Source organism: Burkholderia sp. Ed8, from assembly GCF_040761425.1.
GTDB lineage: Bacteria > Pseudomonadota > Gammaproteobacteria > Burkholderiales > Burkholderiaceae > Burkholderia > Burkholderia seminalis.
The window spans coordinates 847,173-860,851 of sequence record NZ_CP142886.1 but is presented as its reverse complement, the minus strand read 5'-3'; the positions used below and the strand labels follow the sequence as shown (position 1 = coordinate 860,851).

Annotated in this window: 9 protein-coding genes; 4 read left to right on the top strand and 5 right to left on the bottom strand. The window is 70.1% G+C overall.

Features of this window, described 5'->3' with window-relative positions; translation table 11 throughout:
- Positions 1–166: 166 nt before the first annotated feature.
- Complete coding sequence (locus VXM69_RS17885) at positions 167–3,739, top strand: indolepyruvate ferredoxin oxidoreductase family protein (RefSeq protein ID WP_367189970.1); 3,573 nt, start codon at positions 167–169, stop codon at positions 3,737–3,739.
- A 96-nt stretch (positions 3,740–3,835) separates the two neighbouring features.
- On the opposite strand, the gene VXM69_RS17880 is transcribed toward VXM69_RS17885, so the two are convergent.
- Positions 3,836–5,503, bottom strand: a complete 1,668-nt coding sequence (locus VXM69_RS17880) for a Na+/H+ antiporter (RefSeq protein WP_367189969.1) — start codon at positions 5,501–5,503, stop codon at positions 3,836–3,838.
- A 283-nt stretch (positions 5,504–5,786) separates the two neighbouring features.
- On the opposite strand from VXM69_RS17880, the gene VXM69_RS17875 reads away from it, so the two are divergent.
- The 3 genes from VXM69_RS17875 (at position 5,787) to VXM69_RS17865 (ending at position 9,048) form a co-directional block, all read left to right on the top strand.
- Positions 5,787–7,073 (top strand): EAL domain-containing protein, encoded by a 1,287-nt coding sequence (locus VXM69_RS17875; protein ID WP_034189153.1) that lies wholly within the window; start codon positions 5,787–5,789, stop codon positions 7,071–7,073.
- A gap of 122 nt (positions 7,074–7,195) precedes the next feature.
- Positions 7,196–7,921: a copper homeostasis protein CutC gene (locus VXM69_RS17870; protein WP_059558851.1), complete on the top strand. Its 726-nt coding sequence runs from the start codon at positions 7,196–7,198 to the stop codon at positions 7,919–7,921.
- Positions 7,922–7,971: 50 nt separating this feature from the next.
- Positions 7,972–9,048: a suppressor of fused domain protein gene (locus VXM69_RS17865; RefSeq protein ID WP_034189155.1), complete on the top strand. Its 1,077-nt coding sequence runs from the start codon at positions 7,972–7,974 to the stop codon at positions 9,046–9,048.
- Between the two features lie 62 nt (positions 9,049–9,110).
- Here the strand turns inward: VXM69_RS17865 and bioB are convergent, their stop codons facing one another.
- From bioB to bioA, 4 genes are read right to left on the bottom strand one after another with little or no spacing between them, the layout of a single operon-like run.
- Positions 9,111–10,130 carry a biotin synthase BioB gene (bioB, locus tag VXM69_RS17860; RefSeq protein ID WP_034189156.1) on the bottom strand — a complete coding sequence of 340 codons (1,020 nt, stop codon included), beginning with the start codon at positions 10,128–10,130 and terminating at the stop codon, positions 9,111–9,113.
- A 41-nt stretch (positions 10,131–10,171) separates the two neighbouring features.
- Positions 10,172–10,894: a dethiobiotin synthase gene (gene bioD / locus VXM69_RS17855; protein WP_034189157.1), complete on the bottom strand. Its 723-nt coding sequence runs from the start codon at positions 10,892–10,894 to the stop codon at positions 10,172–10,174.
- Positions 10,891–12,075, bottom strand: coding sequence for an 8-amino-7-oxononanoate synthase (bioF, locus tag VXM69_RS17850; RefSeq protein WP_034189158.1), 1,185 nt, complete (start codon positions 12,073–12,075; stop codon positions 10,891–10,893). The genes bioD and bioF overlap by 4 nt, the downstream gene beginning before the upstream one ends.
- A complete protein-coding gene (bioA, locus tag VXM69_RS17845; RefSeq protein ID WP_069706972.1) occupies positions 12,072–13,418 on the bottom strand; it encodes an adenosylmethionine--8-amino-7-oxononanoate transaminase in 1,347 nt (448 codons plus the stop codon). Before bioA ends, bioF begins: the two co-directional genes overlap by 4 nt.
- Positions 13,419–13,679: the final 261 nt, after the last annotated feature.

The following is a 13,679-nucleotide window of genomic DNA, read 5'->3' as shown; positions in this document are numbered from 1 at the left end:
CGGCAAAAACCTGCGCAGTTTTTCTCGCACAAGCGCCGGTCGAGCAAGATGAGAAAAAACATTCTCGGCTGCGCGCGAAAAAATAGAGCCATTCGCTGCCGCCGGTCACCCGCCGCCCGATGGCCCGCCGCGCAGCCCAGAACAGCACAATCCGGAGACTTCCCCCATGACTGCCCGCCTGCCCGTCGACGGCACGCCTACCCTGTCCGACTACCGACTGACCGACAACCTGACCGCGACGCGCGGCCGGATCTTCCTGACCGGCACGCAGGCGCTGATCCGCCTGCTGCTGATGCAGCGCACGGTCGATACCGAACAGGGCCTCAACACGGCCGGCTTCGTCAGCGGCTATCGCGGCTCGCCGCTCGGGATGGTCGACCAGCAGCTGTGGAAGGCGAAGAAACTGCTCGACGCGAGCAGCGTGCGCTTCCTGCCGGCCATCAACGAGGAACTCGGCGGCACGGCCGTGCTCGGCACGCAGCGCGTCGAAGCCGATCCCGAGCGCACGGTCGAGGGCGTGTATGCGATGTGGTACGGCAAGGGCCCGGGCGTCGATCGCGCCGGCGACGCGCTGAAGCACGGCAACGCGTACGGTTCGTCGCCGCACGGCGGCGTGCTGGTCGTCGCGGGCGACGATCACGGCTGCGTGTCGTCGTCGATGCCGCACCAGAGCGACTTCGCGATGATCGCGTGGCACATGCCGGTCGTGAACCCGGCGAATATCGCCGACATGCTCGAGTTCGGCCTGTACGGCTGGGCGCTGTCGCGCTACTCGGGCGCGTGGGTCGGCTTCAAGGCGATCTCGGAAACGGTCGAGTCGGGCTCGACGGTCGACCTCGATGCACTGCAGACGCGGTGGCCGGCGCCGGCCGGCTTCACGCCGCCGGCGGGCGGGCTGCACAACCGCTGGCCCGACCTGCCGAGCCTGACGATCGAGGCGCGTCTCGCCGCGAAGCTCGACGCGGTGCGCCATTTCGCGCGCACCAACAGCATCGACAAGTGGATCGCGCCGAGCGCGCACGCGAACGTCGGCATCGTCACCTGCGGCAAGGCGCACCTCGACCTGATGGAAGCGCTGCGCCGTCTCGACCTGACGGTCGCCGATCTCGACGCGGCCGGCGTGCGGATCTACAAGGTCGGCCTGTCGTATCCGCTCGAGATGACGCGCGTCGAGACCTTCGTCGACGGGCTCGACGAAGTGCTCGTGATCGAGGAGAAAGGCCCGGTCATCGAGCAGCAGATCAAGGACTACCTGTACAACCGCGCCGAAGGCGCGCGCCCGCGCGTGCTCGGCAAGCACGACGCCGCCGGCGCGTGCCTGCTGTCCGAGCTCGGCGAGCTGCGCCCGTCGCGCATCCTGCCGGTGTTCGCCGACTGGCTCGCGCGCCACAAGCCGGCGCTCGACCGGCGCGAGCGCGTCGTCGATCTGGTCGCGCCGCAGATCCTGTCGAACGAGGCCGACGCGGTGAAGCGCACGCCGTACTTCTGCTCGGGCTGTCCGCACAACACATCGACGAAGGTGCCGGAAGGCTCGATCGCGCAGGCCGGCATCGGCTGCCACTTCATGGCGTCGTGGATGGAGCGCGACACGACGGGGCTGATCCAGATGGGCGGCGAGGGCGTCGACTGGGCCGCGCACGCGATGTTCACGAACACGAAGCACGTGTTCCAGAACCTCGGCGACGGCACCTACTTCCACTCGGGCATCCTCGCGATCCGCCAGGCAGTCGCCGCGAAGGCGAACATCACGTACAAGATCCTCTACAACGACGCGGTCGCGATGACGGGCGGCCAGCCGGTCGACGGCAGCATCTCGGTGCCGCAGATCGCGCGCCAGGTCGAGGCCGAAGGCGTGTCGCGCTTCGTCGTCGTGTCCGACGAGCCGGAGAAGTACGACGGCCATCACGGACAGTTCCCGACGGGCACGACCTTCCATCACCGCAGCGAGCTCGACACGGTGCAGCGCGAGCTGCGCGAGACGCCGGGCGTTACCGTGCTGATCTACGACCAGACCTGCGCGGCCGAGAAGCGCCGCCGCCGCAAGAAAGGCGAATTCCCCGACCCGGACAAGCGCCTGTTCATCAACGACGCGGTGTGCGAAGGCTGCGGCGACTGCGGCGTGCAGTCGAACTGCCTGTCGGTCGAGCCGCTCGAGACGCCGCTCGGCCGCAAGCGCCGCATCGACCAGTCGTCGTGCAACAAGGACTATTCGTGCGTGAACGGCTTCTGCCCGAGCTTCGTGACGGTCGAAGGCGCGGCGCTGAAGAAGGCGGCCGGCGCCGCGTTCGACGAAGCGGCGCTCGCCGCGCGCGTCGACGGGCTGCCGGTGCCGGCGACGCATCTCGACGCGGCGCCGTTCGACATGCTCGTGACGGGCGTGGGCGGCACGGGCGTCGTGACGGTCGGCGCGCTGATCAGCATGGCCGCGCACCTCGAAGGCAAGAGCGCATCGGTGCTCGACTTCATGGGCTTCGCGCAGAAGGGCGGCTCGGTGCTGTCGTTCGTGCGGATCGCATCGAGCGACCGGTGGCTGAACCAGGTGCGCATCGACACGCAGCAGGCCGACGTGCTGCTCGCGTGCGACATGGTCGTCGGCGCGAGCGCGGAAGCGCTGCAGACGGTGCGTCACGAGCGCACGCGGATCGTCGTCAACACGCACCGGATCCCGAACGCGTCGTTCGTGCAGAACCCGGATGCGAACCTGCATGCGGATGCGCTGCTCGAGAAGATGCATCACGCGGCCGGCGACGGCTACCTGTCGAGCTGCGACGCGCAAGCGCTCGCCGCGAAGTTCCTCGGCGATTCGATCGGCGCGAACATCCTGATGCTCGGTTATGCGTGGCAGCTCGGCCTCGTGCCGGTGTCGCTCGCCGCGATGATGCGCGCGATCGAGCTGAACAACGTCGCGGTGCCGATGAACAAGCTCGCGTTCTCGATCGGCCGGATGGCGGCCGGCGACGCGGCGGGCCTCGACGCGTTGTGGAACGCGCGTCACACGGTGGCCGTGCATGCGGCGCCCGAGACGCTCGCCGGGCTGATCGCCGATCGCGAAGCGCGTCTCGACGCCTACGGCGGCGCGCGTTACGTCGAGCGCTACCGTGCGCTCGTGAACGCCGCCCGCGCGAAGGGCGACGACGCGCTGACGCGCGCGGTCGCGACGACGTTCTACCGGCTGCTCGCGGTAAAGGACGAATACGAAGTCGCGCGGCTGTACACGGACGATGCGTTCCGTACCGCGCTCGAGGCGCAGTTCGAAGGCGTGCCGGGGCAGGCGTACCGCGTGAAGTTCAACCTCGCGCCGCCGACGGTCGCGAAGGCCGGCCGCGACGGCAGCGCGCCGAGGAAGCGCGTGTTCGGCCAGTGGATGTGGCCGGTGTTCGGCATGCTGGCGCGCGTGCGCAGCCTGCGCGGCACCTGGCTCGACCCGTTTGGCCGCACCGTCGAGCGCAAGATGGAGCGCGCGCTGGCCGACGACTACGAGACGACGCTCGCGCGTGCGTTCGCCGCGATGACGGCCGGCAATGCGGCGCAGGTCGTGCAACTGGCCGACCTGCACGCCCGCGTGCGCGGCTTCGGTCACGTGAAGGTGCGCAACCTGGCCGGCGTGAAGCGCGCGGAGCGCGAGCTCGCGCTGCAGCTCGGCATCGATGCGGCGACGAGCGCGGCCGTGCAGCACGCGCTCGACGAGATGAAGGGCGCGGGGATGCTGAAGGGGATTCCGGTCGTCGTCGCGAAGTAACGCGAACGTGTGGGGAAGTGAAAACGGCGATGCCTGGGCGTCGCCGTTTTTTCATGCGTCCCGACCGTTGTGCGCGGGCCGTTTCCGGCCCGTCAGTCAGAGGATGCCTTTCTTGCGCGTCGACAGCGCGGTTTCCGACAGGTCGATCTCGCGGATCAGCTTCGTCAGCGTCTCGTCGGAAATCTTGCTGTCGCTGCGCAGCCGGTACAGCGCGGAGCGCTCCGCGCGCACGGCCGCGATCCGCATCTGCAGCTCCATCGTTTCGGCCTGCTTCGCTTCCGCGCGCGGCGTGGGGCCGTCCTCGGCCAGCGCGGAGAGCCGGCGGCGGTACTGGTCCATCACGCGTGCGGAGATGTCCGCGCAGCGCGCGGCGCCCGATTCGTCGAGATCGGTCGAGATCGCATCGTGCGACGAATCGATCGCGCGGATCGCGGCCTGCGCGGCGGCCGCGCGCGCGGTGCGCTCCTCGTCGCCGAGCGGGTTGCGCGTCGAGCGCACGCCGCGCAACAGCAGCGGCAGGCCGATCACCGCGACGATCAGCGAGCCGAGGATCACGGCCGACGCGACGAAGATCGCTGTGTCGCGCCCCGGCAGCGGCGCGCCGTCGGACAGCGCGACCGGGATCGACAGCACGCCCGCGAGCGTGACCGCGCCGCGCACGCCGCCGACCGTCATCACCGCGATCGTGCGCACGCCGGCCATCGTGCCCGCGAGGCCCTGGCGCGCGGCGCGGCGGCTCGCGAACCAGCGCAGCAGCCAGACCCACAGGAAGCGGATCGCATACAGCGCGAGCATCATCGCGCACACGTTGAAGATCATCCGGCCGACCAGCGCGTCGCTCGTGTGGTGCGCATCGACGAGCGCGCGGCCGATGATGTGCGGCAACTGCAGCCCGAGCATGATGAACACCATGCCGTTGAACACGAACTCGATCATCGCCCACGTGCTTTCGGCACGCACGCGCGACGCGACCGTGCTTTTGCGCGAGAAGCTCGTGTAATTCATCATCATCCCCGCCGACACGGCCGCGAGCACGCCCGACAGATCGAGATGCTCGGCGAACAGGTAGGCCGCGAACGGCACGAGCAGCGTCATCACGATGCCGGGGGCCGGATCGCCTTCCTGCTCGGCGTTCAGGAAACGCGTCGACAGCGCACTGAACACCCATGACACGATCGCGCCCGTCGCGAGGCCGCCGGCGGCGACGATCACGAACGTGACCGACGCGGCGCGCAGCGAGAACACGCCGGTCAGCGCGGCCGCGATCGCGAACTTCAGCGCGACGAGGCCCGACGCGTCGTTCATCAGCGCCTCGCCTTCGAGGATGTGCATCAGTTGCGGCGGGATCCGGCCCTTGCCGGCGATGCCGGACAACGCGACCGCGTCGGTCGGCGACAGCACGGCCGCGAGCGCGAACGCGATCGGCAGCGGCAACTCGGGAATCAGCCAATGCGCGAAGTAGCCCACTGCGAGTACCGTCATGAACACGAGCCCGAACGCGAGCATCAGGATCGCGCGGCGCTGCAGGTACAGCTCGCGTTTCGGAATCCGCCAGCCGTCCGCGAACAGCAGCGGCGGAATGAACAGCAGCATGAAGATTTCGGGGTCGAACGTGACGTGCAGGTTCAGTTTCGGCCATGCGAGCAGCGCGCCGAACGCGATCTGCATCAGCGGCAGCGGCAGTTGCAAAGGCAGGTTGCGCGTGACGGCGCCGGACAGCGCAACGGTCAGCAGCAGAATCAGGACTGTGAAGACGATTTCCATCGATACGGCGAATACGGGGAATGAAACGATCGTACGGAGTGTAGCGTGCCGACGTGACGGCTGCGCTCGAGCGGCCGGTGCGCGCGCACGAAGATGGTGCGTCGGGCGTGTGCCAAGGTGGTGCGATGGCCCGGCGCAGCCGCATGGCATATGGGTTGTCGGCGCCTTGCACGGAGCTTGCTTGAAGGTGGCAGCCGCCCGGCTTCGATCGGGCAACCGAGGGTCCAACCATGACATTGCACGTACTGTCCGCTTCGTCGGACGGCGCGACCAGGAGGAAGGCATGACGATCGTTCAACAGGAGCGTCCGTCCGCCGCGTCGCCGTACCGGTTCGAGCGGGAGATGAGTTCCGGCTTCGAACGTCTGGCCACGCAGCATCACGACCTGACGCTGACGACCGTATTCCAGCCGATATTCAGCTTGTCGCACCAGCGTGCGGTCGGCTACGAAGCGCTGTTGCGCGCGCACGATGCGCTCGACCGCGCGGTGTCGCCGCTCGACGTGTTCGGCGAAGCCGCCCGCCGGGGCGAGCTGCTGCAGCTCGACCGGCTCGCGCAGGCGCTGCATCTCGAGAACTTCGCGCTGCTCGGCGCCGAGCGCGAATGGCTGTTTCTCAACGTCCATCCGGGCGTGCTGACCGATCCGTTCCAGGCGGCCGCGCTGCTCGCGAACCTGAAACGGCTCGGCATGCCGCCGCGCCGCATCGTGCTCGAAGTGCTCGAGCAGCGCGCGGAAGACGTCGAGCGCCTCGCGGAGGCCGTGCGTGAATTCCGCACGCACGGCTTCCTGATCGCGCTCGACGATTTCGGCGCCGGTCATTCGAACCTCGAACGGATCTGGCAGCTGAACCCGGACATCGTGAAGCTCGACCGGATCATGCTGTCGCACGCGGCACACCGCACCGGGCTCACCGCGATCCTGCACGGGCTCGTCACGTTGCTGCACGAGGCCGGCAAGCTCGTGCTCGTCGAGGGGATCGAGACCGAGCACGAGGCGCAGATCGCGCTGTCGTGCGAGGCCGATTTCGTGCAGGGCTACTACTTCGGGCGCCCGGCGCCGGGGCTGCCGGACAGCGCGACCGCGACGGGCTGCATCGGCGAGCTGACCGAGCGCTTCCGTCAGCAGACCGAAGCGCGCGAGCGGCGCGACGCGCAGCGGCTCGCGCCGTATCTGCGCGCGTTCGAGCGGGCGGCCGAGCGTCTCGCGGCCGGCGAGCCGCTCGACGAGGTGTGCTGGAACTTCCTCGCGCTCGACGCGGCCGCGCGCTGCTTCCTGCTCGACGCGCACGGCCGCCAGTCGGGACGCAACGTCGTGCTGCGCGCCGATCGCGCGCTGAGCGAGGCGCGCTTCTCGCCGCTGGCCGACGCGCAGGGCGCGAACTGGCTGCGTCGCCCGTATTTCCGTTCGGCGATCGCCGAGCCGGGACGCGTGCAGGTTACGCGGCCGTACCTGTCGATCAACGAGGCGCAGCCGTGCGTGACGCTGTCGGTGGCCGTGCGCGTCGGCGATGCGCAGCGCGTGCTGTGCGGCGATATCGACTGGGTCGACGACGAAGCGGACGCCGGCTAGCACCGCCCGGATCGCATGCGGCGATCGGGGCGCGGCGGCGCGGGACGGCCGCCGTCACGCTGGCGTCCGTCACGCGGCTCGGCTAGGATGCGCGAATTGTCCAGACGATTCGCGGGCCGCCCATGAACCGACATGCCGCTTCTTCCGTGCTTCTCGAAGTGATCGCCACGACCGTCGGCGATGCAAGGGCCGCCGCCCGCGCGGGCGCCGACCGCCTCGAACTCGTGACCGCGATCACCGAAGGCGGGCTGACGCCGAGCGTCGGCCTGATCGAGGCCGTCGTGGCCGCCGTGCCGATTCCCGTCAACGTGATCGTGCGACCGCACAGCCGGTCGTTCGTCTATGACGCCGACGATCTGCGCGTGATCGAGCGCGACGTGCGCGCGGCCGTCGCGGCCGGCGCGAACGGTGTCGTGTTCGGCGCGCTCGACGCGCGCGGCGACGTCGATCTCGAGGCGCTGGCCCGCATCGCGGCCGCCGCGGACGGCCGGGCGCTCACGTTCCACCGTGCCTTCGACGTCGCACGCGATCTCAACGCCGCGTTCGACGCGCTGCTGCGCGTGCCGGCCGTCACGTCCGTGCTGACGTCGGGCGGCCATCCGTCGGTGCTCGATGCCGTCGCGACGATCACGCGGCTGGTGCGGCAGGCCGCCGGTTCGACCTGCACGGTGCTGGCCGGCTCGGGGCTCACGATCGACGCGGTCGGCGATTTCGTTCGCGCGACCGGCGTGCGCGCGGTGCATTTCGGCTCGGGTGTGCGGCCGCGCGGCGAGGTGCTGGCGCCCGTCGACGAACAGCGCGTCGGGCGCGTGCGCGCGGCGCTCGACGGCGCGACGTCGCACGTGTGACGCGCGCGGCGGCACCACGCACCAGAACACGCATCGAGGACGAGGGCCACATGACCGACGCAACCCACGACACACCGGACGACGCCGCCCCCGGCTGGGACGCGATCGACGGCGCGCTGGCCCGCCTTTATCCGGGCCAGGCGCCGAAGCACTACGGCACGCTGGTCAAGTGGCGGCTCGGCGGCCCCGACCCGCTCGACGGGATCAGCGTGTGGAGGCGCGCGGCGCCCGTGCCGCACTGGCACTTCGTCACGTACGGGCTGAGCGAGCTGTACGAGAAGGCGTCCGACGATCCGGCCGTCAGCGGCTTCGGGTTCGAGCTGACGATGCGCGTCGCGTGCGCGGCCGGCGACGACGAGCCGCCGCGCTGGGTGTTCAGCTTCCTGCAGAATCTCGCGCGCTACGTGTTCGAGAGCGGCAATGCGTTCGACGATGGCCACTGGATGACGGCCAACGGCCCGATCGCGCTCGATACCGGCACGGCGCTCTGCTCGATGGGTTTCGCGTTCGATCCGGAACTGCCGGCGATCGACACGCCGCACGGCCGTCTCGCGTTCCTGCAGGTCGTCGGGCTCACGCTCGACGAAGAGCGCGCCGCGAAGCGCTGGCGCACGCGCGCGCTGCTCGACGCGCTGCTGCCGCACATGCCGCTCTGGGTGACCGATCTCGGCCGCGCGTCGCTGCTCGAACGGGCGGACGTGCGCGAGCAGGTCGATGCCGGCACGCAGCGCGACGGCTCGGCGAGCGGCTATCTGTTCACCGACGTGCTCGGATGGGGCACGCGCAAGCGGCTGCTGCGCGCGCCCGTGATCGAGATCACCGTCGGCGCACGGCAGGTCGAGGAACTCGTCGCGTTGCTGCCGTTGCGGTTGCCGTTTGACCGGCCGTTTCGCCTGGTCGGCCATGACGGCGCGGTGCGATTCGTGCGCGCCGACGCGAATGGCGTGACCGACGAAGACGGCACGCTGACGCTGCGCCTGACCGACGCGACGGTGCGGGCGCTGGCGCGCACGCTGAAGCCGCGCGCCGGCGAGTATGCGATCGACGGGCTCGACGGCGTGCGCTGGCGCGTGGAAAAGACGGTGATCCGCGACGCGAACGGCAACCCGGTGCAGACCATCGGATGAAAAAAAACCGGGGCGTGCCCCGGTTGTTTCGTCGGCGAACCCGGCCCGCCGGCCGAGGTCGCTTACGCGCTGGCCGACATCGCGTCCGCGTCGCTCGCGCGGATGCCGAGGCGCTCGAACAGCGCGCGGTCCTTCTGCGATTGCGGATTGCTGGTCGTCAGCAGCTGGTCGCCGTAGAACATCGAGTTCGCGCCGGCGAGGAAGCACAACGCCTGCAGCCCGTCGTCGAGCTGCTCGCGGCCGGCCGACAGGCGCACGACGGCCTTCGGCATCGTGATGCGCGCGACCGCGATGGTGCGCACGAACTCGAACGGATCGAGCGGCGCGGTGCCTTCGAGCGGCGTGCCTTCGATCGCGACGAGGTTGTTGATCGGCACCGAATCCGGATACGGGTTCAGGTTCGCGAGCTGCGAGATCAGGCCCGCGCGCTCGCGGCGCGATTCGCCCATCCCGATGATGCCGCCGCAGCACACGTTGATGCCGGCGTCGCGCACGCGGTCGAGCGTGTCGAGGCGGTCCTGGTACGTGCGCGTCGAGATCACCTGGCCGTAGAACTCCGGCGACGTGTCGAGGTTGTGGTTGTAGTAGTCGAGGCCGGCGTTCGCGAGCTGCTGCGCCTGTTCGTCCTCGAGCATGCCGAGCGTCATGCAGGTCTCGAGGCCGAGTTCCTTCACGCCGCGCACCATCTCGGTCAGCGCCGGCATGTGGCGTTCCTTCGGGTTGCGCCATGCGGCGCCCATGCAGAAGCGGCTCGCGCCGTTCGCCTTCGCGGCGCGCGCGGCGTCGAGCACCGCGTCGACGTCCATCAGCTTCTCGGCCTTCAGGCCCGTGTCGTGATGCGACGATTGCGAGCAGTAGCCGCAGTCTTCCTCGCAGCCGCCCGTCTTGATCGACAGCAGCGTCGACAGCTGCACCGCGTTCGCGTCGAAATGTTCGCGATGCACTTGCTGCGCGCGGAAGATCAGGTCGTTGAACGGCAGTGCGAACAGCGCGACGACGTCGGCGACGCGCCAGCGCTGCGGGGCCGGTGCGGCCACGGGAATCGCGTCGGGTTGCACGGCGGCGGTCTGGGCTTGGGTCATTTCGGTTTCCTGTCCTGGGCGGGAATGGGGATTCGGTTGGGTCAACGCCGCGCGGTGCGCAGCGACTCGACGAGCGCGTCGATGTCGAGCATCGCCGCGGCGGATTCGGGCGCGGCCGGCGCCATGTACGGAATGCGGCCGATGAGCGGGGCGCGATGCTCGCGGGCGAGCCAGTCGCGCAGCGTCGCGACGTTCTCGTCCGGGAACGACATCGCCGGGTCGACATGATTCGCGACCCAGCCCGCGAGCGCGAGGCCGCGCTGGCGAATCGCGTCTGCCGTCAGCAGCGCGTGGCTGATGCAGCCGAGCCGCACGCCGACCACCATCACGACCGGCACGCCGAGCGCGACCGCGAGGTCGGCCATGTCGCGTGTGTCGGTGAGCGGCACCCGAAAGCCGCCGGCGCCTTCGACGACGACGATGTCCGCGCGCGTCAGCGCCTCGCGATGGCACGCGACGATCGTGTCGATGTCGAGCGTCACGCCTTCCCGCGCGGCGACGATGTGCGGCGCGGCCGGCGCCTTCAGCAGGAACGGCGTGCGCAGCTCGGGCGGCAGCACGACGTTCGCGGCCGCATCGAGCTGGTCGGCGTCCTCGTTGCGCCAGACGCCGTCGCGTTCGTACGCGCCGGCCGCGACGGGCTTCAGCGCGGCCGCGCGCAGGCCGCGCCGCGCGAAGCCGTGCAGCATCGCGGCCGAGACGAAGGTCTTGCCGATCTCGGTGTCGGTGCCGGTGACGAACAGGGAGAGCGGGGCGGGGTTCATGCGGCTTCCTCGCTGGCCTGGATCAACGCGGCTTCGAGCCGCGCGAGATCGTCGAACGAATGCGCGGCCGACAGCGACACGCGCAGCCGCGACGTGCCGGCCGGCACGGTCGGCGGCCGGATCGCGGGCACCCACAGGCCGTGCGCGTCGAGCGCGCGCATCGCCGTGAGCGTCGCGTCGTTGCTGCCGATCACGAGCGGCTGCACGGCCGTATGCGAATCGACCGGCTGCCAGCGCGTGTTGCGCAGCAGCGCGCGGGTGCGGTCGATCAGCGCGGCGAGGTGCGCGCGTCGCGCGTCGCCTTCGTCGCCCGCGATGACCTTCAGGCTGGCCGATACCGCATGCGCGACGGCCGGCGGCGCGGCCGTCGTGAAGATGTAGCTGCGCGCGCGCTGGATCAGCCATTCGATCACGGTTTCATGCGCGATCACGAACGCGCCCGCGACGCCGGCCGCCTTGCCGAGCGTGCCGACGTACACGAGATGCGGCGAACGCAGCGCGGCGGCGGCCAGGGCGCCGCGGCCCTGCGGGCCGAGCACGCCGAAGCCGTGCGCATCGTCGACGACGAGCCACGCGCCGTGGCGTTCGGCCAGCGCGACGAGTTCGGCGAGCGGCGCGAGATCGCCGTCCATGCTGAACACGGTATCGCTGACGATCAGTTTCGTTTCGGCATCCGAGGCGTCGAGCAGCGCGGCGAGCGCGGCCGTATCCGCGTGCGGATAGACCTGCACGTTCGCGCGCGACAGCCGCATGCCGTCGATCAGCGATGCGTGGTTCAGCGCGTCGGAGAAGATCGTCGCGCCCTGGCCGGCGAGCGCCGTCATCGCGGCGAGGTTCGCCATGTAGCCGGTGCTGAAGTACAGCGCGCGCGGTGCATCCGAGAAGCCGCCCGCGAAGCCCGCGAGTTCGTCCTCGAGCGTCGCGTGCGCGCGCGAATGGCCGCCGAGCAGGTGCGAGCCGCCGCTGCCGGAGCCGTAGCGCCGCGCGCCTTCGGCGAACGCGGCGACGAGCGCCGGATGCGCGGCGAGGCCGAGGTAGTCGTTGCTCGCGAAGCCGACGATCTCGCGGCCGTTCACGGTCATGCGTGCGTCGCACGCGGTGTCGGCGATGCGGCGCACGCGGCGCAGCCCTTGCGCGTCGAGATCGGCGAGGCCGCGTTGCAGGGTGTCGAGCAGGCTCATCGGCCGATGTCCTCCAGCGTCGCGTCGAGCGTGTCGCGCGTGCGCTGCGCGAGCCACGCGATGTCGTCGTCGCTCATCACGTACGGCGGCATCAGGTACACGGTCGTGCCGATCGGGCGCAGCAGCAGCTCGCGCGCCAGCGCGTGTTCGAAGAAGCGCCGCGAGAAGCCGCGCGCCGCGTCGCCGTCGAGCGCGACGTCGAATGCGAACAGCGTGCCGCGCGCGCGCAGGTGGCGCACCCGCGGATGCGCGTCGAGCGGCGCCAGCGCCGCGCGCAGCGCCGCCGATTTGCGGATGTTTTGCGCGAGCACGTCGTCGCGCGTGAACAGGTCGAGCGTCGCGACCGCCGCGCGGCACGCGAGCGGGTTGCCGGTGTACGAGTGCGAGTGCAGGAAGCCGCGCGTCGTGTCGTCGTCGTAGAACGCCGCGTACACGTCGTCGCGCGTGAGCACGAGCGACAGCGGCAGGTAGCCGCCGCTGATGCCTTTCGACAGGCACATGAAATCGGGCCAGACGCCGGCCTGCTCGCACGCGAAGAAGGTGCCCGTGCGGCCGCAGCCGACCGCGATCTCGTCGGCGATCAGGTGCACGCCGAATTCGTCGCAGAGGGCGCGCAGCCCGCGCACGTACGACGGATCGTGCATCGCCATGCCGGCCGCGCACTGCACGAGCGGCTCGACGATCAGCGCGGCGATGCGCTCGCCGCGTTCGACGAACAGGCGCCGCACGTCCGCGAGCGCGCGGCCCGCGACGTCGGCGGCCGTTTCTCCGGGCAGCGCGCCGCGTGCATCGGGCGATGCGACGACGTGCGCATGGCGGATCAGCGGATCGTACGCATCCTTGAACAGCGCGACGTCGGTCACGCCGAGCGCGCCGATCGTCTCGCCGTGATAGCTGTTCGCGACGCAGACGAATTCCTGCTTGTTCGCGCGGCCGCGGTTGCGCCACGCGTGGAAGCTCATCTTCAGCGCGATCTCGACGGCCGACGCGCCGTCCGACGCGAAGAATGCATGGCCGAGCGTGCGCGCGGTGAGCGCGTGCAGCCGTTCGGCGAGCTCGATCGCGGGCTCGTGCGTGCAGCCGGCGAGCATCGCGTGCTCGAGCGTGTCGAGCTGATCCTTCAGCGCCGCGTTGATGTCCGGGTTTGCATGGCCGAACAGGTTGACCCACCACGAGCTGATCGCGTCGAAGTAACGGCGGCCGTCACGGTCGTACAGCCACACGCCCGCGCCGCGCGCGACGGGGACGAGCGGCAGGCGCTCGTGATGCTTCATCTGGGTGCAGGGATGCCAGACCGCGCGCAGGCTGCGCGCGACCCAGTCGTCGGTGGCTGGCGTACTCAAGGCGACTCCGGGGGGTAAAACGGCCGCGCGGCATCGACGGATGCCGCGCGGCGGAACACGAAACGCGGTGAGATTAGCGTGTTCCGCCGGACGTTGCACTAGCGGTTACAAACCCCGCAAAGCCTTGCCGGGCGGGAGTTCGGCGCAGTTCGGGGGGCTCGGAACCGAACGCGGCGGATGCGGGAAAATGACCGTAGATGACGACGTTCGAGTGAGCCCCCCTGACAGAAAAAAATCGCGGGCCGCGCGCCGGCATGACCG